General features: G+C 71.3%; 23 protein-coding genes. 14 read left to right on the plus strand and 9 right to left on the minus strand.

What is annotated here, in order from left to right:
• Positions 1 to 147: 147 nt before the first annotated feature.
• On the plus strand, positions 148 to 795 hold the full coding sequence (locus ACJ73U_RS37885) for a hypothetical protein (protein WP_407782589.1): 648 nt from the start codon (positions 148 to 150) through the stop codon (positions 793 to 795).
• 163 nt (positions 796 to 958) lie between these two features.
• Here the strand turns inward: ACJ73U_RS37885 and ACJ73U_RS37890 are convergent, their stop codons facing one another.
• Complete coding sequence (locus tag ACJ73U_RS37890; RefSeq protein WP_407782590.1) at positions 959 to 3,709, minus strand: BTAD domain-containing putative transcriptional regulator; 2,751 nt, start codon at positions 3,707 to 3,709, stop codon at positions 959 to 961.
• A gap of 108 nt (positions 3,710 to 3,817) precedes the next feature.
• Between ACJ73U_RS37890 and ACJ73U_RS37895 the strand changes: the two genes are divergently transcribed.
• Positions 3,818 to 4,654: a phytanoyl-CoA dioxygenase family protein gene (locus ACJ73U_RS37895; protein ID WP_407782591.1), complete on the plus strand. Its 837-nt coding sequence runs from the start codon at positions 3,818 to 3,820 to the stop codon at positions 4,652 to 4,654.
• Between the two features lie 67 nt (positions 4,655 to 4,721).
• On the opposite strand, the gene ACJ73U_RS37900 is transcribed toward ACJ73U_RS37895, so the two are convergent.
• Positions 4,722 to 4,868, minus strand: a complete 147-nt coding sequence (locus tag ACJ73U_RS37900; RefSeq protein ID WP_407782592.1) for a hypothetical protein — start codon at positions 4,866 to 4,868, stop codon at positions 4,722 to 4,724.
• Positions 4,869 to 5,057: 189 nt separating this feature from the next.
• On the opposite strand from ACJ73U_RS37900, the gene ACJ73U_RS37905 reads away from it, so the two are divergent.
• The 6 genes from ACJ73U_RS37905 (at position 5,058) to ACJ73U_RS37930 (ending at position 9,782) form a co-directional block, all read left to right on the plus strand.
• Entirely contained in the window at positions 5,058 to 5,606 is a 549-nt protein-coding gene (locus ACJ73U_RS37905) for a hypothetical protein (protein WP_407782593.1), read from the plus strand.
• Positions 5,607 to 5,756: 150 nt separating this feature from the next.
• Positions 5,757 to 6,173 (plus strand): MarR family winged helix-turn-helix transcriptional regulator, encoded by a 417-nt coding sequence (locus ACJ73U_RS37910; RefSeq protein WP_407782594.1) that lies wholly within the window; start codon positions 5,757 to 5,759, stop codon positions 6,171 to 6,173.
• Entirely contained in the window at positions 6,170 to 6,568 is a 399-nt protein-coding gene (locus tag ACJ73U_RS37915) for a hypothetical protein (protein WP_407782595.1), read from the plus strand. Before ACJ73U_RS37910 ends, ACJ73U_RS37915 begins: the two co-directional genes overlap by 4 nt.
• 194 nt (positions 6,569 to 6,762) lie before the next feature.
• Positions 6,763 to 7,233 (plus strand): YdeI/OmpD-associated family protein, encoded by a 471-nt coding sequence (locus tag ACJ73U_RS37920; RefSeq protein ID WP_407782596.1) that lies wholly within the window; start codon positions 6,763 to 6,765, stop codon positions 7,231 to 7,233.
• A 347-nt stretch (positions 7,234 to 7,580) separates the two neighbouring features.
• A complete protein-coding gene (locus tag ACJ73U_RS37925; RefSeq protein ID WP_407782597.1) occupies positions 7,581 to 8,978 on the plus strand; it encodes a heparin lyase I family protein in 1,398 nt (465 codons plus the stop codon).
• A 57-nt stretch (positions 8,979 to 9,035) separates the two neighbouring features.
• Positions 9,036 to 9,782: a hypothetical protein gene (locus tag ACJ73U_RS37930; RefSeq protein WP_407782598.1), complete on the plus strand. Its 747-nt coding sequence runs from the start codon at positions 9,036 to 9,038 to the stop codon at positions 9,780 to 9,782.
• Between the two features lie 85 nt (positions 9,783 to 9,867).
• Here ACJ73U_RS37930 and ACJ73U_RS37935 read toward each other — a convergent pair whose 3' ends face one another.
• Both ACJ73U_RS37935 and ACJ73U_RS37940 read right to left on the minus strand, forming a co-directional pair.
• A complete protein-coding gene (locus tag ACJ73U_RS37935; protein ID WP_407782599.1) occupies positions 9,868 to 13,944 on the minus strand; it encodes a glycosyl hydrolase 115 family protein in 4,077 nt (1,358 codons plus the stop codon).
• 40 nt (positions 13,945 to 13,984) lie between these two features.
• Positions 13,985 to 15,199: a hypothetical protein gene (locus tag ACJ73U_RS37940; protein ID WP_407782600.1), complete on the minus strand. Its 1,215-nt coding sequence runs from the start codon at positions 15,197 to 15,199 to the stop codon at positions 13,985 to 13,987.
• A 139-nt stretch (positions 15,200 to 15,338) separates the two neighbouring features.
• On the opposite strand from ACJ73U_RS37940, the gene ACJ73U_RS37945 reads away from it, so the two are divergent.
• Both ACJ73U_RS37945 and ACJ73U_RS37950 read left to right on the plus strand, forming a co-directional pair.
• Positions 15,339 to 16,823: a class I adenylate-forming enzyme family protein gene (locus tag ACJ73U_RS37945; RefSeq protein WP_407782601.1), complete on the plus strand. Its 1,485-nt coding sequence runs from the start codon at positions 15,339 to 15,341 to the stop codon at positions 16,821 to 16,823.
• 99 nt (positions 16,824 to 16,922) lie between these two features.
• A complete protein-coding gene (locus ACJ73U_RS37950; RefSeq protein WP_407782602.1) occupies positions 16,923 to 18,128 on the plus strand; it encodes an acyltransferase family protein in 1,206 nt (401 codons plus the stop codon).
• Here the strand turns inward: ACJ73U_RS37950 and ACJ73U_RS37955 are convergent, their stop codons facing one another.
• The 3 genes from ACJ73U_RS37955 to ACJ73U_RS37965 are packed head-to-tail and all read right to left on the minus strand — an operon-like array spanning position 18,129 to position 20,688.
• Entirely contained in the window at positions 18,129 to 18,611 is a 483-nt protein-coding gene (locus ACJ73U_RS37955) for a hypothetical protein (RefSeq protein ID WP_407782603.1), read from the minus strand. It abuts the gene before it with no gap.
• On the minus strand, positions 18,608 to 20,017 hold the full coding sequence (locus tag ACJ73U_RS37960) for an ATP-binding protein (RefSeq protein ID WP_407782604.1): 1,410 nt from the start codon (positions 20,015 to 20,017) through the stop codon (positions 18,608 to 18,610). The genes ACJ73U_RS37955 and ACJ73U_RS37960 overlap by 4 nt, the downstream gene beginning before the upstream one ends.
• Positions 20,014 to 20,688, minus strand: coding sequence for a response regulator (locus ACJ73U_RS37965; RefSeq protein WP_407782605.1), 675 nt, complete (start codon positions 20,686 to 20,688; stop codon positions 20,014 to 20,016). The genes ACJ73U_RS37960 and ACJ73U_RS37965 overlap by 4 nt, the downstream gene beginning before the upstream one ends.
• A gap of 113 nt (positions 20,689 to 20,801) precedes the next feature.
• Here ACJ73U_RS37965 and ACJ73U_RS37970 point away from each other — a divergent pair, with 113 nt between their 5' ends.
• Together ACJ73U_RS37970 and ACJ73U_RS37975 are read left to right on the plus strand one after the other, a co-directional pair.
• On the plus strand, positions 20,802 to 21,545 hold the full coding sequence (locus tag ACJ73U_RS37970; protein WP_407782606.1) for an SGNH/GDSL hydrolase family protein: 744 nt from the start codon (positions 20,802 to 20,804) through the stop codon (positions 21,543 to 21,545).
• 2 nt (positions 21,546 to 21,547) lie between these two features.
• Positions 21,548 to 21,961 (plus strand): hypothetical protein, encoded by a 414-nt coding sequence (locus tag ACJ73U_RS37975; RefSeq protein ID WP_407782607.1) that lies wholly within the window; start codon positions 21,548 to 21,550, stop codon positions 21,959 to 21,961.
• A gap of 80 nt (positions 21,962 to 22,041) precedes the next feature.
• Here ACJ73U_RS37975 and ACJ73U_RS37980 read toward each other — a convergent pair whose 3' ends face one another.
• Positions 22,042 to 22,965 (minus strand): helix-turn-helix domain-containing protein, encoded by a 924-nt coding sequence (locus ACJ73U_RS37980; protein ID WP_407782608.1) that lies wholly within the window; start codon positions 22,963 to 22,965, stop codon positions 22,042 to 22,044.
• 183 nt (positions 22,966 to 23,148) lie between these two features.
• Here ACJ73U_RS37980 and ACJ73U_RS37985 point away from each other — a divergent pair, with 183 nt between their 5' ends.
• Both ACJ73U_RS37985 and ACJ73U_RS37990 read left to right on the plus strand, forming a co-directional pair.
• The gene (locus ACJ73U_RS37985) at positions 23,149 to 23,406 is read left to right on the plus strand and encodes a hypothetical protein (protein WP_407782609.1); all 258 of its coding nucleotides are present in this window, start codon (positions 23,149 to 23,151) and stop codon (positions 23,404 to 23,406) included.
• Positions 23,403 to 24,779 carry a serine hydrolase gene (locus ACJ73U_RS37990; RefSeq protein ID WP_407782610.1) on the plus strand — a complete coding sequence of 459 codons (1,377 nt, stop codon included), beginning with the start codon at positions 23,403 to 23,405 and terminating at the stop codon, positions 24,777 to 24,779. Before ACJ73U_RS37985 ends, ACJ73U_RS37990 begins: the two co-directional genes overlap by 4 nt.
• A gap of 99 nt (positions 24,780 to 24,878) precedes the next feature.
• Here ACJ73U_RS37990 and ACJ73U_RS37995 read toward each other — a convergent pair.
• A partial coding sequence (locus ACJ73U_RS37995; RefSeq protein ID WP_407782611.1) for a cytochrome b/b6 domain-containing protein occupies positions 24,879 to 25,265 on the minus strand: 387 nt, incomplete at its 5' end.

Raw genomic sequence — 25,265 nt, forward strand, 5'->3', positions numbered from 1 at the left:
ATGGTGCACCTCGACGGCGCGAACGCCTGCTCATCCGCCGCCGCCTCGGGTGATGTCGCCGAGCACGTCGAGTGACAGGGAGTTGAAAGGGCGGTGAAAGACATCCTCGTTACGTTCCCCCGGGTATCCACAGGGAGGGAACTTCGAGTGTCATATCCACAGCAGGGCGGCTACGGCGCGCCACCACCGGGGTATCCGCCACCCGGGGGTGGTTACGGTCCGTACCCGCCGCCGCGGCGGCGGAGCACCGGCGCGATCGTCGGCTTCGTCGGTGTCGTGGTCGTCGCGGTCGTCGCGGTCGTCCTTGCCGTCGTCCTCACGGGGGGTGACGACGGCAAGGCGACCGCGGGCGGCACCGGGTCCGTTCACACGTCTGGGGCCGCCCTGCCCGGCGGCTCCAACGGCGGCTCCCAGCACGGCGGCACCGACTCCAGCGGCTCGAACGACGGCGGCTCCGACGAGGGCTCGGACGGTGGCTCCGACGGTGGCGACGGCGGCACGGGCGATGGCGGCCCGAGCCCCGAGGCCATGGCGGACGAGGTCGTCCGCGTGGTCGAGCAGCACGACACCGAGACGATCCGGCGTTACGCCTGCACCGAGCAGGAGGCCGCCGACCTCTACAGCGAGCTGTCGCGCTACGACGGCATCCAGCTCTCGGCGACGGTGAACGACGTCCAGAAGTCCGGCGACACCGCGCAGGCCAGCATCACGATGTCCGCGGGTGGCCACAGCGAGGACTTCACCGTCGAGATGGCGAAGAACGACGGGGGGCTCTGGTGCGTCACCGGCATCTGAGCCAGGCGCCGCACCACGGGGGATGGCACGGATGATGTCCGGCTGCGCCGAGGCCATGCCGACCTCAGTTCGACGGCCTCGGCGTGCCGATCATGCTTCCGTGACCGCGATGACCAGGACCGGGACGGGGTCCACGGGGGGTGCTGTCCCGGTCCTGGCAGCGTCAGCTGACGGCTCGCCCGTTCGTCTGGGCGGCGGCGGTCTCCGCCAGTGCGACCTGGAGTGCCTTCGCCTTGGGGGTGTCGGCCTCGCCCATCCGGGTGAGGATGTCGAGGGCTTCCGCCCAGGACGCCCGGGCACCCGCGATGTCGCCCTTGCCGCGGCGCGCGTGGCCGAGGCCGGCGTGCATGGCGGATTCCTGCCTGCGACCGCGGGAAAGCGGTTCACCGGCCAGTGCCTTGGTGAAGAACTCGATGGCCTCGTCGTACTCCTGGCGGTCGAGGTGCACGTCACCGATCTGGCCCAGGACCACCCTCTCGTCGCCGCGGTTGCAGGCAAGGGCCTCGTACGCGGTGCCCAGCGCCTCGTCGAGGCGGCCGTCCTCCCGCAGGGCGTCGGTGATGTTGCCGAGAATCGTCGCCTCGCCGTAGGAACCGGTCAGTTCGCGGCTCGTCGTCAAGGCCTCGGTCAGGGCGGCGATCGCCTCGTCGAAGCGTTCCTCCTCCTTCAGCAGGTTGCCCATGTTGTTCAACGTCGCCACCCGCACGCGGTGCGCCCCGTTCGCCGCGCTGATCTCGATGCTGCGCCGGAAGCACGCGAGCGCCTCGTCGGGCCGGCGGGCCACTCGGTAGGCGGTGGCCAGGAGGTTGAGCGCGGCGCTGCGCGCGGCCGGCTCGTCCAGGTGTTCACTGGCGGTCACCCCGACCTCGGCGAGGACAACGGCGTCGTCCTTCGCGCCGAGGGACTCCAGCGGCCGCCACAGCGCCCACGCCAGGCCGAACGCGAGGTCCCACCAGTCGTACGCGGCGGCGAGCCGAGCGGCCCCGACGAGGGCAGGGCGCTCTTCCTCGAACCACCGCATCGCCTCGGTGGAGTCGGCGAACAGCAGCGGCGCCACGTCCGGTTCCGGGTCGACCAGCGGTATCGGGCTCTTGCGCTCCGGGTCGCACCGGTTGTCCACGTTCGTACCGCTCTGCAGGCACCAGCTGACGAACCGGCGCAGCGCCGGTCGCGCCGACCCGTCGTCGAGCTCGATCGCGTAGTCGCGCAGCAGGTCGTGCAGCTCGAAACGGCCCGGCCGGCGTTCCTCGAGCAGGTTCGCCGAGACCAGCGCGGTCAGCAGCGACCTGGTCTGCCTCGGCGGCCTACCCGCCAGCGCCGTCGCGGCCGCGACGCCGATGTCGGTGCCCGGGACGACGCCCAGCAACCGGAAGAGCTCGGCCGCGTCGGGCGCGAGGTCGCGGTAGGACGCGTCGAAGATGGACCGCAGGTCGTCGTCGCCGAGGTCGAACCCGCCGAGCGAGTGCTCGGCCAGCTCGTCGGCGAACTCCCGCAACGGCACCTCCGGGTAGCGGGCGATGCGTTCCGCGCTGATCCGGATCGTCAGCGGCAGTCCACCGCACCGCCGGATCACGTCGGCCGCCGCGTTCGGCTCGACGGCGACCCGACCCGCGCCCGCGATGCCCTCCAGCAACGCGAGGCCGCCCGCCGTGCCGAGCCCGTCGAGCCGCAGCGACCGCGCGCCGTCCATGGTGAGACCGCGCAGGCGGTTCCGCCCGGTGATCAACACGAACGCGGAGCTGCCGGGCAGCAGCGGGCGCACCTGCTCGGCATCGTGGGCGTTGTCGAGCACCAGCAGGATCCGGCGGCCGGCGAGCTCGGTGCGGAACAAGGCCGTGCGGGCGTCGATGTCCGCCGGTAGCCGTTCCGGGGGCATCCCGAGCGAGAGCAGGAGCGTGCCCAGCGCGGACCGCGGCTCGACCGGACCCTGCGGGCTGTGGCCACGCAGGTTGAGGTACAGCTGCCCGTCGGGGAAGTGCTCCCGCACCCGGTGCGCCCAGTGGATCGCCAGCGCGGTCTTCCCGATCCCGGCCATGCCGTCGATCGCGACGATGGTCACGGCGTCGGGCGGCTCGGCCAGCAGCCGGTCCAGCTCCGCCAGCTCCTCGACGCGCCCCTGGAAGCGGGTGACGTCCGGTGGCAGCTGCGCCGGCACGCGGAACGGCCGGTCCCGTCCGGCATTGAGCACCTCCTGGTGCGCCTGCTTCAACACCGGTCCCGGCTCGACGCCCAACTGGTCGGCCAGGAGCTCGACGACCTGGTCGTACGCCTTCGCGGCGTCGGCCTGGCGGCCGGCGCGGTGCAGCGTCAGCAGCAGGGTCGACCAGATCTGCTCGTTGAACGGGTCGGTCCTGGTCAGCTCACGCAGCCCGCTGATCGCGTCGTCGGTCCGGCCGACCGCCAGGCTGGCGTCGACCCACTGGTGGAGGAGATCGGCGCGCCACACGAGCAGCGGCGCGACCTCCTCGGCGTGCATCACCTCGGAGTCGACGTCGCGCAGGGGAACGTCGCGCCACAGCGCCACGGCCGCACCGAGGTCACGGGCCGCCGCCACCGGATCGCCCGCGTCGGCCGCCGCCCGGCCCGCGTCGGCCAGCTGCCGGACCCGCAGCAGGTCGAGCTCCTCGGGACCGACGTCGATGCGGTAGCCGGCCGAGGTGGTCTGCAGGCACGACGGGTCGCCGAGCACGCGCCGCAGCCGCGCGACGCGGGTATGCAGCGCCGCCCGGCCACCCGCCGGGTTCGGGGGCGCCCCGTCCCAGACCCAGTCGATCAACGTGTGCACCGGCACCTCGCGGTTCGCGCGCAGCAGCAGGCCGGCGAGCAGTGCACGCTGCTGGCGGCTCCGCACCACGACCTCGGTACCGTCCGACAACACCGTCAGCGGCCCCAGAACCTCGAACTGGAGACCCATGGGGCGATCATAGAGCCGGTGGGCGCGCGATCCGGATGGGTAGACCATGCCGGTGGGCGTGTGCGATCGTCGGTGGTGGTGTTGATCGCGATCGCGCGGGGAGGACGGATGGCAGGCGAGGTGACCACGCCGAGCGCCCAGGAGGTCGAGGAGCTGGTCCAGGGGCTCTACACCGACGGCATCGTCGCGCGGCGCGGGGCGTTCTCGACGGAGTGGGTCGACCGGCTCGGCGAGGACATCATGACGATCTTCCGGGAGTCGCTGGAGCTGCCCGGGACCGCGGTGGGGCGCGGCCCCAACCGCTACTACGTCGAGATCCACCCCGAGCGGCTGCGCGGGTTCCTCGACCTGGTCACCCACCCCTGGGTCACGGCCGTGTGCGAGGGAGTGCTCGGCGCGGACTACCAGATCGTGGAGGTGGGCTTCGACGTGCCGCTGCCCGGCGCGGTGAACCAGCCGTGGCACCGCGACTTCCCGGCGCCGCCCGAGACCACCCGGGACCGCCGGCTCACCTCACTGGCGTTCAACCTGACCACGGTGGACGTCACCCCGGAGATGGGGCCCTTCGAGATCGCGCCGGGCACCCAGTGGGACGACAGCCCGGAGTTCGAGCACGGCATGTTCCCGCCGCGCGACCACTGGCCGCGGTACGAGGAGCTCGGCCGGCGCAGGCTCACCCGCCGCGGCGACATCTCCGCCCGCAGCGCGCTCACCATCCACCGCGGCACGGCCAACCGCTCGGACACCCCGCGCCCGACGCTCGTCCTGGGCGTCGACGCCCCCGGCGCCGGCAACGACGAACGGCACGACCTCCAGGTCACCCGCGCCTACCACGCCCAGCTGCCGGAGTCGCTGCTCGCGCACCTGCCGTGCCGCGTCGTGGACGAGCTGGAACCGGTCGAGCAGAAGCACACCATCGAGGGACTCGTCATGGGGGCACCCTGACGAGCGCCTGGCTCACGGGCCGCGCCGGCACAGCCCCGGCGCGGCCAGCCGGGTCGGTGGACCGGCGTCAGCGCTTGCGGCGGAACTTCTCCACGGCCTGGCAAGCGCGCTCACGGTTGCGCGGATCCTTCGCCATCTCTCCCGCCTTGGTGGTCATCTGCCGACCACGCGGGCTACGCATGAAGTTCTTGATCCGGTTGAACAGACCGGCCATCACGGTCTCCCTTCCTCGCTTCTCGTCGGATCAGACATACCCACCGATCACGACCTCAACCGGACACCCTCGGTGGCCTCGCGGTGGGCCGGCGCGAAGACCGGTCCGTGCAGCCACCCGGCGGGGTTGGGGACAACCCCGGGTTGCTCCGGTGCGTCCTGTGGTTCGTAGCCGACACCGGGGGTCGCCATGCCGGGCTGGAACCGCCGCTGGACCGCGCTGTCCGCCGGTGCCGGGCTCCTGCTCGCGGGCACCGCGGCCGTCCTGCTGGTCACCGACGCGAAGCCGGAGCTCGACGAGACCCTCCTGCGGGAGGTCGGGCCCGTCGTGCACGCCGCCCTCCCGACGGACCGGGAGCTCACCTGGCCAGGCCCGCTGAAGGGCCGCTGGTTCTGCGCCGAACGCTGGGTGGAGACCCGTCACATCGACGGTGCCGTGCGAGTAGGACTGATCGCGAACTGCTCGGAGTACGCCCGGCGGGACGGTGCACTGGTCGAGTCGGCCGGCCTCCACAGCCCACTGGTGGTCACGCTCACGCCGGGCCGGAACGGGTGGCGAGTGCACGACGTGGACGTGCCGACCGACGGCGCCGGCCACGACGCGTCGCTGCGCCGCATGTTCACCCAGCCCGGCTACGAGGAAGTACGGCGGTCGATGGGCGAGCCGGGTCCGGATCCGGCGGTCGAAGCACGCGAAGCGTTCCGACTGCCCGTCGACGCACCGGTGCTCCCCCGCTGACGACCGCCCCCGTGTCACGTCCTGCCGAAGGGAACCGGATCGGTGTCCACGGCCAGCCTTCGTAGTGCCACAGAGCGATCCCCGTCCCGGTGTCCGTCCACCCACCAGCGGGAGCCGCCGCGTTAGTACGGAAGCGTATAGTACGGAACCGTGAGGAAAGAGCCGGCTCTGCTTGCCCTGCAACGGGCCACGCACGCGACGCTGCACCGGCTCTCGCTGGTCCTGGCCGACCTCGCGCTGACCGCGTCGGAGATCAACGCGCTGGGCAACCTCGGTGACGGGCAGGCCAGGACCACCTCGCAGTTGGGGGCGGCCGTCGGTGCGCGACCGACCACGCTCACCGGCGTGCTCGACCGCCTGGAGAGCCGGGGATACATCACACGCACGGCCAGCCCGACCGACCGGCGGGCAACCGTGATCACGGCGACCACCGCGGGCCGGCGGGTCGCGAGGCGCATCCGCAAGGCCATGACCGAACTCGAACGGCGGGCCGTGGCCGGTCTACCACCCGAGTCGGTCGAGGCCTTTCACACCGTGCTCACCGCACTGACCGAGGAGCCGTCATGACCGCCTTCCAGCGGCTGCTGACCGAGGTGACCGCCGCCACCGGCCGGTTCGGCCACCGCGAACACGTCCACCTCACCTGGCTGGCCGTCCGCCGCTACGGCCTGCCCGCGGCGATCTCGGCGGTCAGCACCGGAATCCAACAGACCGCCCGCTACGCGGGCGCACCACAGAAGTACAACGCGACGGTCAGCAGAGCCTGGGTGGAACTCGTCGCACACCACACCCACCACGACGGCGCGGTCGACTTCGACACCTTCACCACGCGCAACCCGGCGCTGCTGGACAAGCGACTGCTCACACGGTTCTACCACCCCGCCACGCTCGCCACGGCCCAGGCCCGCACCGGCTGGACACCACCCGACCGCGCGCCCTTCCCCTGGCAAGCCACGACCTGAACCGGGCACGCCAGCACCGTGGCGGCGGGCAGGGTCACCAGTGGCGGTTGCGACATCCGACGTGCGGCGCAGAAAGCACCTGCCTCAGCACCGCTCGGCGACGACACCGTAGATGTCGGCACCGCCGCGCGGCCAACGAATTCTCGCTTCCCACAGCCCTGCGGAGCGGGCGGTGGATTGTACGATCACTGCTCATGACGGCGCGACGCTTCACCGCCACGGTCGGCACCAGCGGGCGCGACCGCGTGTTCGTGCCAGTTCCGTTCGACCCCGACCAGGTCTGGGGCGTCAAACCTCGGCACCACATCACGGGCACCGTCAACGGACTGCGCATCCGCGGCGTCATCGAGGTTCTCGGCGCCGACCGCGGCATCGTCCTCGGTCCCGCGTGGCGGCGCGACAACGGCGTGTCGTCCGGTGACCGCGTCGAGGTGGTCCTGTCCCCGGAAGGCCCGCAGCGCGGCGACCTCGCCGAGGACATCGCGGCCGCACTCGACGCCAACCCGGCCGCTGCCGCGTTCTTCGACTCGTTGGCCCAGTTCTACCGCCGCGCCTACCTCCGCTGGATCGACGGCACCAAGCGCCACCCGGAACAACGCGCGGCACGCATCAGCGAGATGATCGACCTCCTGGCCGCGGGAACCAAGCAGCGCCCCAAGCCGTAGCTCCATCCGGGCGCGCGGTCAGCCGTCGTCGCGGCACAGGCGGAACGGCGGCTCGAAGAGCACCGGACATCGTCCTGTGACTGGTGAGTTCGGGCCGTCCGACCAAGTTCTTGGGACGTGCCGCGGGAAACAGGGCTGTGACCAGCGGACTCAAGCGCCGGCAATGCGGGGCCAAAGCGGGGGCTGACATGCTGCGCCCGAGTTGCCGGAGGGCGGGCAGCCGGCGTGGAAGGACAGAAAGAAACAACAGTGCCTGCCGGCCGAGTTCGGGGTCCGGCCGCCGATCGGCATCGTCGGCGGGGTGCTGGGCCGGTGAGGGTGAACGGACGCGCACCAGGAGGATGACCATGACGGTCCGGCATACCGGAGCACCGTTCTCCGGAGTTCAGAAGCTGTTCGTGTGTCTCGCGGCTGTGCTGATGACCCTGGGGTTGGCGGGGACGGCCGGCGCGGCCGGCGCCGTGGTCAGCTCGTACAACTTCGAGGGTGTCGACAGCATGGCGTTCGACCCCTACACCGACGCCGAAGGGGGACAGCTCCACCTGTTGTCGGGAAGTCCGTACACGCCGACGGTCAACAAGCAGACCGCCGTGGACGGCTCCCAGTCGATGTGTGTCGGTGTCGGTGTCGCCGGCGACCACGACGTCCATTCGGATCGCGGTGAGGTTCAGATCCTCGGCAGGGGCGGCTCCAACATCAAGGTCGGCAACGAGTACTGGTACTCGCTCAACGTCCGGCCGGATCCCGGCCTCAAACCCAACCCCGTGGATCCGGCTCGTGGTACCCGCGTGACCGATGTGGTCTTCCAGATCCACAACACCACCGACCCGGCGCTCGACGGTCCGCCGATGACGCTGTGGTCGGACGGCCTGGCGTGGGGGTTCAGCGTCCGCGGATCGGCCGACCCGGCGACGGGCTACAACGACGACCGCCAGAGCATCCCCCTCGGGCCGGTGCACCTCGGCGCGTGGACGAACTTCATCCTCGACGTGAAGTTCAACACCGACGGCACGGGCTGGTTGCGCATCTGGGAGAACGGCACCCTCATGTTCGACAAGCAGGTGTCCAACACCTATCCCGACGCTACCCCCACCTCACACAGCACCTCGAACGGCGCGTTCACCAAGTTCGGCGTCTACGCCTGGTGGCTGCTCTACCCCACCATCCAGCAGGCCGCGTTGGCGCAGGGAAACACCTCCCGGGACTACTGCCACGACCGCATCCGGGTCGCCGACAACACCGGTTCCTGCCCGGCATTGGCACCGGCGACCGTCCACTGTGACGCCGTTCCGCCGACGTTCGGCTACGAGTGGAACGGCAGCACGCCCATCAACCCCGGCCCGCCGGACACCCACACGGCGCCGCAGTACTACCCGGTCCGCGGCGTCACTGCGACCGGCTGGATCGACGGGTACCCACCGGAGGATGCCGTCGACGGCAACGCGTCGACCTACTGGAGCAGCGATGAGGACGGCGCCTACCTGCAACTCGATCTCGGTGCGGTCACCAGCATCTCGAAGGTCCTCATCGGTTGGCTGCACGGTGACACCCGGCAGCAGACGTTCCGGATCCTCCTCGGTGGAGGCGCCGAGTCCTGCGACACCCACACGATGACCTCATCGGGCACCACCAACGGGCTGGAGGCCTACAACCTGCCCTGCACCGCGCGATACGTCCGCGTCTACGGCTATGGCAACACCCAGAACGCGTACAACAGCATCACCGAGATCAAGGTTGCCAGCTAACCCGTCCTCACCGGACGGACTCCTGCTTGCCCTGCCGGGTAAGGAAAGAGGCACCGCATGAAAAGGCGACTGTTCAACGCCGCTGTCGCGCTCACCGCGGCCGTCGCGCTCACCACGAGCGTGAGCCCAGCCCAGGCGACCCCGTCCACGGCCGGTTCACCGAGTGTCGCGACCAGAACCACCACCGACATCGCGACCATCCTCGCCGCGGTCAAAAAAGCCTACGACGTGTACAAGTCATTCGCTCAGGGCGGCACCTCCGGCCAGGACGCGACCACCCTGATCCTCAACGCCATCCAAAGCGCCCAGACCGCGATCATCAGCCACATCGACGCGATCGCCACCGCCGAGGCCCGTGCCTGCGCGCGGAGCGCGGTGGTCGACTTCCCCAACTTCGAGGCGTTGACCACGGACAACCGGCAGGCCTTCGCCCTGGCGGCGACATCGTGCACAACCCGGATCGAGAGCCTGCTGGGCACCGTCACCGACCTCGGCGCCGTCGACCAGCTCGGGTTCTCGCTCAACGCCGTCGGCCCCATCGCACTGATCACCCGCAGCCGCACCGGCCTGACCAACCCCAGCTTCGTGCCCGTGCTCGTCTCCGCCAACCAGACGGTCGTCACCAGGCTCGCCCCGGCATGCCATCCGCACACGGACCTCGAAGGCGCCACGGAGTGGATCTGCCTGGCGTACAACGGTGATCGTGCCGCCGACTCCCCGCTGATCAACTCGCAGAACGCGGCGATGCAGCGCACGAGCTGGCCCGTGGCCAAGTCCGTCCTACCCCAGCTGGCGAGTTTGTAGCCCGGCTACCGACACCCGAGCAGGAGCCGCACCGCCAGCGGCTTCTGCTCGGGTGACATGGATTTTAGGCCGGGGCGACAGACCGTCACGAGTCCAGCTGTTCCCGCTGGCTGGGTGCCTGGAAGCCGGTGAGGTCGGGGGTGGCGTCCGTGGTCAGCGCGAGCTGGTTCGCCGCGAAGCCGGCCTCTCGTGCCCACAGTGAGATGGTGTGCCGGCCCGGCGTGAGCCTCAGCGCGGCCGCGCTGAGCGACGTCGAGCCGTACCAGGTCTCGGCAGCGGTTTCCGAGGTTCCCTTGGACGAGTGGTACCGCCACTGGCCGTCGACGGCCACGTGGTAGGAGTCGGCGTCCGGGTTCGGGTTGCTGGAGTTGACGAACAGGTAGTACGTCCCGCCGGTGGCGATGTCGACGGTGAACTCCAGCCGTGGCGGCGCTCCCGCCGCCGCGCTGCCGTTGACGTGGTCCGCGGGTCCCGCGGCGAGCAGGGCCTGGGCCTGCGCGGCGGTGTTCGCCAGCCAGTTCGCCTTCGCGCCGCTGTTCGCCACCGGAACGGCCTGGACACCGTTGCGTACCAACGCCCAGGTGTGCGTGCCGTCGTTGCCGGCGACCAGGTTGGCGTACTCGCTGCGCTCCAGCGCGTCCGACGGGTCGATCACGACCGAGCCGGCACGCTCCTGGTACGCGCCCAGCCGTGGGCCACCGGCCTTCGCCACCGTCGCGGTGAGCAGGGCCATACCGCCGGGGGTCGTGATCGTGATCTCCGCGACGCCGACCCGGTTGCCGGTGATCGTCGGCACCCCGTTGTGGAGCACGGCCGAGACGGCGGTCTCGTTGTCCGACGTCACCGTCACCGCGCCGTCGACACCGTCGACACCGCGGGTCGCCCCGACCGGCACGGTGACCGCGGGCAGCACCCGGAAGTTCGCGACCTCCGGCGGCAGCGGTGCGACGCTGGCCTGCCGCGCCCGGGCGATGTCGTTCGGGCTCTCCGCCGGACCGACGAGGCCGTCGCCGGCGGCGCCGGGGCGCGTCTCGACGACGATCCGGTCGAAGGCGATGGCCGCGTCCGACCGGTACACCACGAGGTCGTGCCAGCCGGGCTTCGCGACGTCGACCGTGAACGTCAGCGGCTCGATCTGGCGCATGGCGTTGTTCCCCCATGCGTTGCCGCAGCTGGTGGTCGAGCAGCCCGCCAGCAGCACCGGGGCGTTCCCGTCGAGGCCGATCGCCGTCTGCGCGGTCCGCGGGGTGCCGTCGTCCTCGCGTCCCTCGTTCAGGGTCGGGACCCGGTAGTAGGTTCCGGTGAACGTGCCGGTGGAGGAGAAGTAGACGCGGTACTTCAGCTTCGCGGTGGACGCGAAGTCGGCGTCGACGCGGGCCGCGGTCTCCGGGAAGGCCTTCATGGCGTCGTCGCGCTGCGCGAGGCCCTCGACCGGACGCCACCGGCTCCCGTCCGCGCCGGGCACGTTCTCGGCGAAGTGTTCGGCCTCGACGGCGACATAGCCGTTCGCCTCGACATGCCCGCCGGGTCCCATCACGGCGGTCTCCGCGTCCCTCGGGATCGCCCTGTCCGCGGTCACCGCGAACGCCGCCACCGGGTCTCCTGCCCGCACGCCGCCGGGCCCGTGGTAGACCCGGACGGTGCCGGTCGCGCTCGCCTTCAGCCGCGCCCAGTCGACGGAGACGGTGACGCGGTGTTCGGTGGCGGTGGTGCCCGAGGTGTCCGAGAGGGTGAGCCACGGGACGTCCGCCTGTGCGGCCCACTGCTCCGCGTGGGCGTTCCTGGTGAACACGTCGAAGAAGCGCGCGTCGTCGGGGGCCGCCGAGGAGAACCGCAGCGTGCCGCTGCCCGGCACCTGCTGGCCTTCCGCATTCGCACCGATGCCGTCGGCCGGGGTCGCGGCGGCGTACCGGTTGTCGGTGAGCATCACCACGCCCTGGTTGCCGCCGGACGGGTGGCTGTAGCCGATCACCCTGTCCCACTTGCCGCCGCTGCGCGTGTTCCAGTACGCCTCGTCGGACCTGATGCGCTCGCGGGCCCGTTTCGACAGCAACGCGTAGATCGCCGCGCTGCCGTAGCGGCCCTGCGCGGCGTACAGCTGGTTCTTCCAGTAGTAGCCGAGCTGCTCGGCCATGTTCCGGTACGAGCGGACCCGGTGGGTGATCTGCTGGTAGAACGCGGACCGGTAGCTGCCGTCCAGGCCGGCCTCGACGCCCTCCAGGATGTGCACCAGTTCGTTGGCCTCGTTGACGTACCGCTGGAGCTCGTCGCCGTCCGACGTCGGGCTGAACGGGTAGGAGCGTTCGCCGGGGAACACCCCGGAGTCGGCGCTCGCGTCGCTCGACGCGCCCCAGAACTCGGCACGCTTCGTGCTTTCCAGCCGGGAGAACCGGTCGAGCGCGTCCACCACGACCTCCGCCTGCCGCCCGCCGAGCCCGAAGTCGCGTGTCACCTGGTGGGTCAGGAACCTGTCGGTGTCGGAGTTGTCGTGACCGTCGACGTCCCAGGCCAGCTTGGCGAACAGCTCGGTCTTCATCTCACCGGGCTTGATGTCGCCGACGTTGAGGATCCAGAACCGGCCGGCGCCGGAGTGCCACGCCCGGTGCAACTGCTCGACCGTCAGGGCCGTCGGCGTGGAGTTGAGCCAGAGGTAGCTCTTCGGGGAGCCCCAGTACGAGATGTGGTAGTACAGGCCGTTCCCGCCCGGCCTGGCGGCTTCGGTCGCCGTCGGCACCTGGCGCACGTAGCCGACGTTGTCGTCCGACCACATGACGGTCACGTCGGGCGGGATGTGCGCCTTCAACCCGTTGTTGTAGAGGTCGCCCATCTCCTTGTAGGGGATGAAGACCTGCGGTACGGCGTCGGCGCTGCCGTAGACCTCCGCGATGAGAGCGCGCTGCTCGACGAGCACGTCGCTGACCATCGCCAGCACGTCGGCGAAACCGTAGGGGTTGCCCGGCGTGAAGTTGGGGGCGTCGTCGTGCACGCCCCGGAGGCCGAGCGGGACGACGCTCTCGAACCGCGCGTTGGCCACCAGGCGCTCGCGCCAGTACTCGATGATCGCGGGCTTGTTGACCGAGTAGTCGAACGCGTCGCGGTAGTCGTCGCCCTTGATGTCGAGTGCGTCCTTGTTGCGCTCGTAGAACGGCTGCCACTCCTCGACGTTGCTGCGCAGCATCGGTTCCGCGTGCGAGGAGGACATGATCACGCCGTACGCGGCGGCCTCCCGCGCGTTGACCGGCGTCACCGTGTCGTACATCCCCGTGTCGGTGGCCGCGTTGAACGACGTGGTGCCCTCGTGCATCGCGGGCCACAGGGTGTTCAGCCCGAGGCGGAGCAACAGCTCGTAGACGTGCCGGTAGTAGTTGACGTCGGGCGTGCCCCTGTCGGTGGGGAACTTGGCCTTCGCCCAGTCGATGGTGCGTTCCTCGTCGTTGATGAAGATCCCCCGGTACTTCACGTCCGGGCCGTCGTCGACGTGGGCCGCGCCGGGCACCACGATCTGGTTGCGTTGCCGGACGGGGACGTCGCTGAACCAGTACCAGGGCGACACCCCGAGCCGCTCGGAGATCGAGTAGGTCCCGTAGATCGCGCCGCGCGGATCGCTGCCCGCGACCACGAGAGCTCGGCCGACCCCCGGCACGGGGTTGTCGACGGCCTTGACCGCGTACGCCTCCCACGCACCGGTGATCTTCGCGGCCTCGTCGAACCGGCCCGCCGCGATGATCCCGTCGACCAGCTCGCTCTGCCCGATCACACCGACGATGATCGCGGTCCGCGCGCCGCGCGCCTCGGTCAGCAGGGCGGGGACCCTGCGGGGATCGGCGCCGGCCAGGCGGTCCTCCTCCGCAGCCTCGTCGTCGGCGAACAAGCCCTGCACCGCGTGGGCGTCGATCGCACCGGTGACCATGGCGACGTCCTGGCGCAGGTCCTGAACCGCGCGCCGCACCTGCCGGTAGTCGCGGTCGTCGTGATCGCGGTGGTAGGACCCGTCGATGAGGATGGGCGTGGTCGCGGCGCCGTCGTAGATCGTGAAGCCGTCATCCGCCGCCGACGCCGGCGGAGCGGTCGTCAGGAGGGCGCCGTGCAACGCACAGGCGATCAGAGCCGCGACCGCGCGACGTGGGCCGCCGCGGGTTCGGACGGGCGTCCGCTGCCGCATCCCGTTCTCCTTCCGGCCGCCCGTGTGCGAGATACCCGTGCTATTGCAGGAGTAGCGCCGACACGCGGGTGTCAGGGTTGCCGCCGTAGCTGACGACCGCGCCCACCTCCGACGGCATCGAACGGATGCTCATCCCGGCGAAGCCGCGTTCGGTGACGAACCAGCCCCACGTGGTCAGCCACGGCCGGTCGTCACCCGGCACCACGTCGGGGGTGGGGCGCACCCGTTCCTGGACGACGAACGGTTTTCCCCTGACGTCGTCGAGGAGCTGGCGCCACTCGGCGTCGTCGTGCAGCCAGCCGGGGTGGATGCCGGTGCCCGAGAACTCGCCGGCTGCCTTGAGGATCAGGTTCTCCCGGTTCGCGCGTACCTGGTCGAGCTCCGTGCGGTGCAGCGACCGCGTCCACGGCAGCAGCCGGTCGACCAGCTCCCGCTCGCCGTGCTCGAGCTCGTCACGGTGCCCGGACAGCAGCGCGAGGGTGTTCTTGTTGCCGTACAGGTAACTGCTCAGCGGCGTGAAGACCTCCGTGCGGTGGGCTCTGGCCAACTCTCCGGTCCTGCCAACGGCTTGCCGCGGTGCGAAGAACCTGACGGCGACGTCGACGCGGGTGCCGGCGAGGTAGGCGTGGCCGTTGCGCTCGACCACGTCCTCCAGTTCCCCCAGCAGGACGTCGACGCCGAGCCGGGCGCAGCTCTGTACGAGAGCGGCGAACCGGTCGGCGAACCGGGTCAGCATGCCGCCCGCTTCGAGGAACGCGATCGTGCGGTCGCGGCCGACCGCGTCGAGGAGCTCCGCCACCGGGTGCACGTAGGTCAGGTCGTGCTCGTCGGCGAACGGCTTGAAGTCCGGCACCTCCAGGATCGCGTGGGCGAGGTCGCCGAGGGCGCGGCCGCCGAGCTGGCTGCCGGAGTTGAACTCCAGCAACCGGAACTGCTCGCCAACGCGGTAGATGTCCGCGCGGCCGTGGAAGGGCGGCCGCTCGGCGCTCATCAGCGCGGCCTCCGCGGGCGGGATGCCCAGCGCCGCCGCGTAACGGGTGAGGCTGCCGCCGAAAAGCCTGGCGGGCAAGGAGACCAGGAGGTCGAAGAACGCCTTCAGGTCGGCGGAGACCCGGTCGGCGGTGCCGCGGTCCAGGAAGAACGGGCGGGGGACGAGCCGGTCACCGTAGAGGGCCTCGACGTCCGGCGGCAGGTCCAACCGGTCCATCACGCCGTGCACGCTCTCGTCCCTCAGGTACGCCTCGGTGACGGTCACCGGCCCATGATGGCACCGGTCCCCCGGCCCGCGCGTCGGCCGAATGCGTTGTTCCACACGCACAAGCGGCTCATCACGCATTCATCCTTGTCCGCCACGGCAGGATAACGGCATGAAAAATCCTGGGGAAAGTCTGCCCATGCGGACCGTGCCCGAACTGCTCGCCGAGAATTCCCGACATTACGGGAAAAGACTCGCTTTCGCCGACGACCGGCGCGGCGTGAGCTGGAGCGACCTGGCACATCGGACGGCCCGGCTGGCAGCCGGGTTGGCCGTCGACCGCGGGGCACGCGTGGCGTTCTGTCTGGACAACAGTGTCGAGTTGGTCGAGGGCTTTCTCGCCGCGCTGCGGGCCGCGGCGGTCGGCGTGCCGCTGAGCCCGCGTGCCACCGACGCCGAACTCGCCACCTCGATTCTCGACTGCGACCCGGACGTACTGGTCACCGACCGGCGGCACCTGCCGCAGATAGCCCGGACGACCACCCGGGCGCGGCTCGTCGTGACCGGCGACGGCCCCCTGCCGGACAACACCGAGCGCTTCGACGACCTCGCCGCCGCCGGTCCGCCGCGCGACGACCTCGGGCTCGACGAGCCGGCCTGGCTGATGTACACCTCCGGCACCACCGGCGCGCCGAAGGCGGCGGTGTTCAACCAGCGCTCCGCGCTCTGGTCACCGATCGCCTGCTACGTGCCCCTGCTGGGGCTGTCGGCGACCGACCGCCTCCTCTGGCCACTGCCGATGGCCCACACCTACGCCCACTCGGTCTGCGTGCTCGGCACCATCGTCGCCGCGGCGAGCGCGCGGATCACGTCGGTCCAGGAGCCGGCCGCCCTGGCCCGGGTGATCACCGAGTACGCGCCCACCGTCATGGCGGGCGTGCCGCTCAGCTACGAACGGCTGCTCGACACCGACCTCACCGAGGTGCCCTCACTGCGGTTGTGCATCACGGCCGGCGCCCCGTGCGACCACGAGGTGCGCCAGCGTTTCGAGCAGCGGTTCGGCGCACCGCTGCTCGACGGCTACGGCAGCACCGAGACCTGCGGCAAGATCGCCATCGAAACCCCCCACGGCCCACGAGTGCCCGGCAGCAGCGGACCACCGGCCCCCGGCATGGACGTCCGGCTGGTCGACCCCGACACCGGCCAGGACGGCGAGGAAGGCGAGATCTGGGTACGCGGCCCCAGCGTCATGCTCGGCTACCACAACCAACCACCCATCGGGCACGACGGCTGGTGGCACACCGGCGACCTCGGCCGGCTCGGCGCGCACGGCTGCCTGACCGTCATCGGCCGGGTGAGCGACCGCATCGTCAGCGGCGGCGAGAAGATCAACCCCGCCGAGGTCGAACGAGTGCTGGTCGGCCTGCCCGACGTGCTGGACGCGGCCGTGGTGGCACAACCACACCCGCTGCTCGGCCAGGTCCCGGTGGCATTCGTCGTACCCGCCAGCGGAGACGTGGACCCGGCCCGACTGCTACGCCGATGCGCCGAGGTCCTGCCGACGCACAAGGTGCCGGACGAAGTCCTGTTCACCTCGGCCATCCCACGCACCGCCGCCGGCAAGACCCGACGGGCCGTGCTGCGCGCGACCCTCGACACGCCTCCGCTCGTGCGGTTCGCCTAGCCGGCGCCCGGAACGTCCACCGGGGACGAGAACCGGCCGCGACACAACCGGGACGTGACGACGACGGCGGTCCGACACGGGCACGGCACAGTCCCGAGCATGACCTACGTTCGGCCGGCCCAGGCGGCGCGTCAGCCCGTCCAGCGCGGGGCGCACTCCCCCGCGCTGGACGGGTTGCGGGGCGTCGCGATCCTGGGGGTGCTGCTGTTCCACACCGGACACCTGCCCGGCGGGTTCCTCGGGGTGGACCTGTTCTTCGCCCTGTCCGGCTACCTCATCACCGACCTGCTGCTCCGCGAGGTCGAGGCGACCGGTGCGGTGTCGCTGGTCGCCTTCTGGGGCCGGCGGGTGCGCCGGCTGCTGCCGGCGCTGGCGACCGTGCTCGCCGGGGTGACCGTGCTGGTGTGGGCCGTGAGTCCGCCCGATGTCGTGGCGACCACGCTCGCGGACGGTCCGTGGGTGCAGCTGAACCTGGTCAACTGGCATCTGCTGGCGGAGTCGGCCGGCTACTGGGACCGGTTCGGGCAGGCCCGGGTGTTCGAGCACCTGTGGAGCATCGCGGTCGAGGAGCAGTTCTACCTGGTGTGGCCGGTGCTGCTGCTGGTCATCGCGCGGTGCGTGCGGCGGGTGGACCGCTGGGTCGCGGTGGTGGGGCTCCTGGCCTCGGTCGCCTCCCTGGTGCTGATGGTCGCGCTGGCCAGCCCGGTGGATCCGACCCGGGTCTACACCGGCACGGACACCAGGGCGTTCTCGCTGTTGCTGGGTGCCGTGGTCGCGACCAGGCCGGTGCTCGCCCTCCTGGCTCGGCTGGGCGACCGAGCGGCGGGTGCGGCGCAGGTGTCCCTGGTGGTCGGGATCGGCGTGCTGTGGTGGCTGGCGGACGGGGTGCGCCGGCCGTGGCTGTTCACCGGCGGGCTCTTCGCGCACTCGCTGGCCGCCGCGCTGCTGGTCGGGCTGTGCGTGCGGGCGCGGCACCGCGTCGTCGCCACGGTTCTCGCCTGGCGGCCGCTGCGGTGGTTGGGGCTGGTCTCCTACAGCCTCTACCTGTGGCACTGGCCGGTCGCCGTGCTGGTCCCCGCGCAGTGGGCGGGACTCCCCCGGACCTCGCTGGTGTGCGGCGTGTCGATCGGGTTGGCCGCGCTCTCGAAGTACCTGGTCGAGGATCCGGTCCGGTTCCGCGCGACGTGGGCCAGGGGCCGAACCGGCGTGCTCGCGTTCGCCGCGGTCATGGTCGGGTTGGCCGTGCTGTGGCTGGCACTGCCCGCGCCGGCACCGGTCACGGTCGACATCACCGAACTTCAGTGATTACCCGAACAGGGGGCAGGTCCGCAGCTCGTCCGCCTCCGGGGTGGGCTGGGTGAACCGGACGCGTACCCTCGTGGCCCGCGATCCGCCGGCCTGGACGTGGACGCCGAGTGCCGTGCACACGAGCTGGTCGATGCCCAGCGGGGTGAAGTCGTGCACCGTCAGCGGCACCATCAGCTGGATCACGCCGGGTTCGGTGGTCACCACGACCTGGGTGACGGCGGTCGGCGCGATCTCCGTGCGCAGTGCCGAGTCGCCGGGGCCGGTCAGCAGCAGCGAGGTCGCCTCGGCGACCGTGCCGAGCCGACCGGTTCGGCGCAGCTGCGGCTGGAGCTGGTGGTGGGCGTCGACGAGGTACAGCGTCACCCCGGGCGCGACGCCGGTCGGGGCCTCACCGCCGGCCGCCGGACCGGACGGCTCGACCCCGCAGCCCGCGAGCAGCAGGGCCAGGCCCACGGCCACCACCCACCGGCCCCGCCTCACCGGTCCTCCAGGTACCGGGGCAGTCGCAGCACGAAGCGCGCACCGCCGCCGGGGACGTTGTCCGCGGTGACGTCGCCGCCGTGCAGGCGGGCGTTCTGCCGCGCGATCGCCAGGCCGAGCCCGCTGCCGGGGGTGCGGGCGCGGGCGGTGTCGGCCTTGTAGAAACGATCGAACACGTGGGGCAGCACGTGGTCGGGCAGGCCCGGCCCGTGGTCGGTGACCTCGATGCGCACCTCGTCGGCGAGGCCCGAGACGCGCACGCGCACCGGCGGTGCGCCGTGCCGGAGTGCGTTGCCGGCCAGGTTGGCCACGATGACGTCCAGCCGGCGCCGGTCGACGCGCAGCACGACCTCGTCCGGCGCCACCAGCTCGACGCGGTCCAGCCAGCCCCGGGCACGGAGGCAGTCACGCACCGCGCCGGCCGCGTCGACCTCCTCCAGCCGCGGCCGGGCGGTGCCGGCGTCGAAGCGGGACACCTCCATCAGGTCCTCGACGAGCTGGACCAGCCGGTGGGTCTCGGTGATGGCGAGCCGCGCGGACTCCCGGGCGTCCGGCTCCATCCCGTCCGCCGTGGCCGCCAGCACCTCGACCACCGCGGTCAGCGTGCTCAGCGGGGTGCGCAGCTCGTGGGAGACGTCCGCGGCGAACCTCCTGGCGTCGGTCTGCATGCGTCGCATCGCGGCCATCGAGGTCTGCACCGACTCGGCCATCTCGTTGATGCTGGTCGTCAGCTGGGCCAGCTCGTCGGCGCCCCGTGGGGACGTGCGCGCGCCGAGGTCGCCGGCGGCCAGCCGGCGCGCGGTGTCCCGGAGCTGCCGCACCGGACGCAGCACGCTGCCCGCGGCCAGCACCGCCCGCAGCACGGCCAGCGGCAGCGCCGCCGCGGCGGTGGCCGCCGCCGACCGGGTGAGGCCGCCGATCTGCCGATCCACGTCGGTGAGGTCGTGCGCCGAGTACACCTCGATGCCGGACGGGGTGCGGGCGCCGTCCGCCGCGGTGACCATGACGGGCGTGCCGATCAGCAGCCACGGTGTCCCGTCCGCGGTGACCCGCTGCGTGATCAGCCGGTGCTGGCCGCGTACCGCGGTGCGCAGCGCGTCGGTGACCAGGTCGGTGCCGGCCGCGGAACGCAGGTCCCGGTAGGTCACCACCGCGTTGGCGCCGACGGCCGCGCGCAGCCGGTCGAGGGCCCGCTGGTCCGGCGGGTAGGTCAGCTGAGGGGCGATCGCGGCGATCTGGCCGGTGGTGGTCTCGACGAGCCGCCGCTGGGTGGAGGTGACCAGCGCCGTGCTCGCCGACCCCGCGCTCGACCAGGCCGCGGCGGCGGCCCCGAGCACGGTCACCACCACGAAGGCGACCACCAGCCGCGCACGGAGCCCGCGCGGCCACGGTCCCCTCCACCTCATACCGGTCCGAACCGGTAGCCGAACCCGCGCACGGTCTGGACGTACACCGGGTTCCGCGCGTCGGTCTCGACCTTCGCCCGCAGCCGCTGGACGCAGTTGTCGACCAGGCGGGAGTCACCGAGGTAGTCGTGCTCCCACACCTCGGTCAGCAGCTGGTCGCGGCTGAACACCCGGGCGGGGGCGCGGGAGAGGGTCAGCAGCAGCCGCAGCTCGGTCGGCGTCAGCGACACCGGTTCGCCGCGCAGCGACACGGTCAGCGCGGCGGTGTCGATCCGCAGGTCGCCGTGCAGCCGCACGCCGTCGGCCACGCCGGCGCCGCGGCGCAGGACCGCGCGGATCCGGGCGTCCAGCACCGTGGGCCGCGCCGGTTTGACCACGTAGTCGTCCGCGCCCGCCGCCAGGCCGCCGACGACGTCGAGGTCGTCGCCACGCGCGGTGAGCATGATCACCGGGACCTCGCTGGTCGCCCGGATGCGCCGGCACACCTCGACGCCGTCGAGGCCGGGCAGCATCACGTCGAGCACCACCAGCTGCGGCGTGGACGCGTGGAACTCGTCCAGTCCCCGCTCGCCGGTGTCCGCGGTGCGCACCTCGTGGCCGTGCCTGGACAGCGCCAGCTGGAGCCCGCGCCGGACCAGGGGGTCGTCCTCGATGAGCAGTATCGCCACCACGTGTCGAGTATGGACAAGGTCGTGCCGGTCCGGCGCGGGCCGGTGGTCCTCTGCGACACAACCGCGACGAAGCGGCGCACCGGCCGGGACACGGCGGCGGCACGGTCGGAGCCATGACCACGACACGATGTCTCGTCCTCGGCCTGGCCGGGCTGCTCCTGATGACCGGCGCCTGCTCGCCCTCCCCCACCGCCCAGGCGGGGACGGCCCGCGCGGGGCAGTCGAGGGTGCTCCTCCTCGGCGACTCCGTGGCGGCGGGTGAGGCACTGCCGCTGGCCGCCGCGTTCGAAGCCGGAGGCGTCGGCTTCCGGTCCATCGCCGCCGACGGCGGCGGGAACGTCGTCGGACCGTTCGCCGAGGAGAACTGGAAGGAGCTGCCGGGACGGATCACCTCGGCCGACCCCACGGTCGTCGTCTACCAGATCACCACCTACGACTGGGGCGGCCGGCCGGCGCAACAGGCCGGCTACGAGAGGCTGCTGCACACGGTGACCGGCGCCGGCGCGGACCTGGTCTTCGTGACCATGCCGCCGATCCGGCCGGACGACTTCTACCGGCCGCACATGGCCGACCTGGCCCGCACGGCCGACGTCGCCCGCGCGGTCGCGGCGAAGTCCTCGGGCAGGGCCCGCGTGCTGGACTCCGGCGAGGTCTGGGGCAGCACCTACCAGCGGACCAGGGACGGCAGGGCCGACCGCAGCGCCGACGGGATCCACACCTGCCCGCAGGGCGCCGCTCGCTTCACCAGCTGGCTGCTCACCGGGCTGGTGGCGGTGCTGCCCGGGTTCACGCCGCCGGCCGCGGGCACGTGGGCCAACACCGGCTGGTCCGCCGACGACCACTTCCGGGGCTGCTGACCATGAGCCTCCGTAGGCAGCTCCACGGGACACTGGTGACCGCCGCCGTGCTGGGCGGCCTGGTCGTGGGTACCGGCGTCAGCTCCGGTGTGGACGGTTCGCCCGCGCTCGGCCGGGCAGCCGAGGGGAACGTCGACGTCACCGCGTACGACGTCGCGGAGGACTACCAGCCGGACACCCGGACCATCCGGGGCACCACGGCGATCAGCGCCACGGCGACCGAAGCACTGGCCGGCTTCACGCTTCACCTCGGCGGGGCCGCGGGTCCGGTCGGTGGTGGTCGACCGGGCGCCGGCGCGGACGTCATCGCCGTGTCCATCGGCCACTTCACCCTCGAACGGTCGGCACGGCCCGACGGAACCCCGGTGGTCACCGCCTACGTCCCCCGGCCGAGTACCTCTGGCCCGGCACGCTGAAGCCGTAGCCCGGGTCCCTGGACCGGACCGCGCATGCCACGCCGCCCAGCTGGCGGACGCCCTGGCGGGACTCGCGTGACTCACTTGTCGAGTGCTTCGCGTTGTGCCGGGCTCAGCCGGTCTGGTCTGGTGGTGAGGGTGTACGTCGTGGGCCCGACGGCCCGCAGGGCGAGGGGATCGGCGATGGCCGGTTGACGGTGGATGGCGTCCAGGGCGGCGGTGGCGCGGTCCTGGGACCAGTCGAGCGCGGTGGCCAGTGTGTCGAGGGACAGCGGCCGGCCGGCGTGCACGAGGGCGGCGAGCACGGTCAGCGCGTCGTACACGATGGCGTCGGTGAGGGTGCTGTCGCTCATGTACTCGCTGAGCCGGGCGAAGAACTGGCCCATCTTGCCGAGCCGGGCGCCGGCGGTCGTGTCGGCGCCGAAGATCTCGATGCCCCGTTGTGCGGCGGTCGCGATCTCGCCGTGTGCGCCGGTGTCGGCTTGCCATGCCCGGAGCCAGACGTCGTCGTCGATGAGGTATCGCTCGCGGCGCCCGCCTGGATCCGGTTGGCGCACCACGAGTTCCATGGCTTCGAGGTAGCCGATGGACTTGGAGATCGACGCCGGGCTGACCTGTAGCCGGCGCACGAGGTCGGCTGCCGTCAGGCCGCCGGCGTCGGCGGTGAGCAGGCTGGCGAACACCCGGGCGGCCATCCGAGGCAGTCCGGTCGCGGCCAGCAGAGTCGCGAACTGGTCCACAAAGCCGCGCACCACCTCGGTCGGCTGCCCGTCGGTCGCCGGCTCGGCGGGCCGGGCCCGCTTGCGCCGGCGGGCACGGTGGCCGGCGGCCTGCTGGGCGTGGTCGGCCAGGTAGTCGCCGGACGCGCCGTTGCGTGCCACCTCGCGGCTGATCGTGGACGTCGGCCGGCCGAGCCGCCGGCCGATCTCGGCGTACCCGAGCCCGTCGGCCAGCCATGCCGCGATCTGCCGACGGTCCTCGGGGGTCAGTCTGCCTCCCGGCACCGCGCACCTCCTCCCTGTGCGTTCATCAACAGTACAGTGCAACGGCTGGTCGAGATAGTTGCATTCATTCACAATCCTGTTGCAATGATCTGTTGATAATTCGGGAATTTCCATTCCGCGTCGTTGACGCGGCGTGAAACGCAACGTAGCTTTTTCTCATCTGGAAAAGAGGAGGCAACAACGATGCACGTGATGGCCGTGTCGACCGTGTCGGACGACGGCAAGTTCTGGAGCGGTCTGAAGAAGGCGCAGGCCAAGCTCCCCAAGGGGGCCAGGTGGAAGGTCGCGGTCGCGAGCACGGACGGGGCCAAGGCGGTGAACATCATCACCCACGACTCCATCGATGGTGTTCGGGACTTCTTCGAGGCACACGCCGGCGCCTACGCCACGACGGAGTATTTCGAAGCGGACGCGGCGAACGCCGTCGGTCTCTCGCGATGACAATCGACGTACGGCGGATCCAGGCCCGGGTCACCGAACTCCTGGCTGAGTACGGAATTCCGAGCGCCGCGATCGGTGTGCTGCACGACGGCGAGATCGTCGAGTTCGCGGTTGGTGTCAAGAACGTGGAGACACGGGAACCCGTGACGACGGACACTGTCTACCAGTGCGGCTCCATGACCAAGACGTGGACAGCGCTGGCCTTCATGCAGCTCGTCGACGAGGGGAAGGTCGAGCTGGACGAGCCGGTGCGGACCTACCTGCCCGGATTCACGGTGGCCGATCCCGAGGCGAGCGCCAAGGCCACCCCTCGTCAGATGCTGTACCACACCAACGGTATCGAGGAAGCCTACGGCGACCCCGGCGAAGACGACGACGTCTACGAGCGCATGGTCGAGGACATCGCCGACGCACCCCAGGTCTTCCCGCTGGGCCACACCCACGGCTACAGCGCGGCGCTGGGCTACGCGATTCTCGCGCGGATCCTGGAGGTGCACGACGGCAAACGCTGGGACGACGTCATGCGGGAGCGCCTCTTCGACCCCATGGGCCTGACCAGCACGAGCAGCTGGCGCGAGCAGGTGGACGAAACCCGGGCCGCCACCGGGCACCTGGTCCGCTCCCCGGAAGAGGGCCCCGTCATCACGCCGGTGGACTACCTGCCGCGTGCCTTCGGCCCCGGCGGCAACATCACCTCGACGACCGGGGAGGTGCTCGCCATGGCGCACGTCCTGCTCAACGAAGGCACGGCGCCGAACGGACAGCGCATCGTCTCGGCCGGCAGCGTCCGGGAGATGACGCGTTCGCGGGTGCCCGTACCGGATCCGTACATGTTCGGGCCGGAATGGGCGCTCGGTCTCATCGTGTGTGACTGGCACGGCGAAACCGTCTACGCGACCGACGGCAGCACGATCGGGCAGAACGCCCGGCTCCGGATCCTGCCGGACTCGAACACCGCCATCGCGATGCTGACGAACGGCGGACCACGGGAAGGCTTCTACCGCAAGGTGTTCAACGAGGTCCTGACCGATCTCGGCACGGTCACCATCCCGGACCTGCCCACACCGGACGCGACGCTGACCCTCGACCCGGCCAGGTACGTCGGCGTCTACGAGCGCCCCGGCACACGGTACGAGGTGTCGACCGAAGGCGGAAAGCTGTACCTGACCCTGGTCCTCGACCCGATGCAGGCGGAGTTCCTCCAGAAACCGGACCGCATCAGATACGAGCTGCTCCCGGTGAGCGGGACGCATTTCCTGGTGCCGCCGGTGAATTCCGGGGAGGACACGCAGACGGTCGCGATCTACGACTTCACAGACGGGACCGCCCGGTACCTCCACACCAACTGCCGCGTGCACCCGCGATCAGGATGAACGTCTGGTGTGGACACTGTGCGACGTCTTCTCGGCGCGCCGGGGTGACGGCTACCCTGGGCGCGCCGAGAAGACGCGGCGCCCCGGTGTGACCCGCGGTCATCCGGGGGGCGTGCGATGGGCTTGTTTCTCTTGTTCGGGCTCGGGCGGCACGGACTTCGCCCGTTCCCGTTCCAGCCAGGCGGGCCACAACCGCTCGGCGACCCGCGTGCGCAGCCGGCCGCCGAGGTGCATGGCGCGCCAGGTGCCGCGGTAGCCGGGCAGCACGCCGGCGGCGATGACGATGTGACCGATGAGCACCGGCGTGATCAGATAGGTGGACCACCGGTGAACTCGGTTGAACCACACGAACTCCGGTCCACCGGACACCGCGTAGAGGCCGATGCCGCTCACGACCAGGGCCAGCAGCAACAGGATCATCACCAGGTTCATGATCCGCTGCCCCGGGTCGAAGTGACCCTCGTGGCGCTCGAAGCGGCCGGTGAA

Source organism: Actinophytocola sp. (assembly GCF_045807065.1).
Classification (GTDB): Bacteria; Actinomycetota; Actinomycetes; order Mycobacteriales; family Pseudonocardiaceae; genus Actinophytocola.

Excerpts from the sequence above, each read along its gene's own strand:
- ACJ73U_RS37890 (WP_407782590.1), bottom strand. The coding sequence starts at position 3,709 with ATGGGTCTCCAGTTCGAGGTTCTGGGGCCGCTGACGGTGTTGTCGGAC.
- ACJ73U_RS37895 (WP_407782591.1), top strand. The coding sequence starts at position 3,818 with ATGGCAGGCGAGGTGACCACGCCGAGCGCCCAGGAGGTCGAGGAGCTG.
- ACJ73U_RS37900 (WP_407782592.1), bottom strand. The coding sequence starts at position 4,868 with ATGGCCGGTCTGTTCAACCGGATCAAGAACTTCATGCGTAGCCCGCGT.
- ACJ73U_RS37905 (WP_407782593.1), top strand. The coding sequence starts at position 5,058 with ATGCCGGGCTGGAACCGCCGCTGGACCGCGCTGTCCGCCGGTGCCGGG.
- ACJ73U_RS37915 (WP_407782595.1), top strand. The coding sequence starts at position 6,170 with ATGACCGCCTTCCAGCGGCTGCTGACCGAGGTGACCGCCGCCACCGGC.
- ACJ73U_RS37920 (WP_407782596.1), top strand. The coding sequence starts at position 6,763 with ATGACGGCGCGACGCTTCACCGCCACGGTCGGCACCAGCGGGCGCGAC.
- ACJ73U_RS37925 (WP_407782597.1), top strand. The coding sequence starts at position 7,581 with ATGACGGTCCGGCATACCGGAGCACCGTTCTCCGGAGTTCAGAAGCTG.
- ACJ73U_RS37930 (WP_407782598.1), top strand. The coding sequence starts at position 9,036 with ATGAAAAGGCGACTGTTCAACGCCGCTGTCGCGCTCACCGCGGCCGTC.
- ACJ73U_RS37935 (WP_407782599.1), bottom strand. The coding sequence starts at position 13,944 with ATGCGGCAGCGGACGCCCGTCCGAACCCGCGGCGGCCCACGTCGCGCG.
- ACJ73U_RS37945 (WP_407782601.1), top strand. The coding sequence starts at position 15,339 with ATGCGGACCGTGCCCGAACTGCTCGCCGAGAATTCCCGACATTACGGG.
- ACJ73U_RS37950 (WP_407782602.1), top strand. The coding sequence starts at position 16,923 with ATGACCTACGTTCGGCCGGCCCAGGCGGCGCGTCAGCCCGTCCAGCGC.
- ACJ73U_RS37960 (WP_407782604.1), bottom strand. The coding sequence starts at position 20,017 with ATGAGGTGGAGGGGACCGTGGCCGCGCGGGCTCCGTGCGCGGCTGGTG.
- ACJ73U_RS37970 (WP_407782606.1), top strand. The coding sequence starts at position 20,802 with ATGACCACGACACGATGTCTCGTCCTCGGCCTGGCCGGGCTGCTCCTG.
- ACJ73U_RS37975 (WP_407782607.1), top strand. The coding sequence starts at position 21,548 with ATGAGCCTCCGTAGGCAGCTCCACGGGACACTGGTGACCGCCGCCGTG.
- ACJ73U_RS37985 (WP_407782609.1), top strand. The coding sequence starts at position 23,149 with ATGCACGTGATGGCCGTGTCGACCGTGTCGGACGACGGCAAGTTCTGG.
- ACJ73U_RS37990 (WP_407782610.1), top strand. The coding sequence starts at position 23,403 with ATGACAATCGACGTACGGCGGATCCAGGCCCGGGTCACCGAACTCCTG.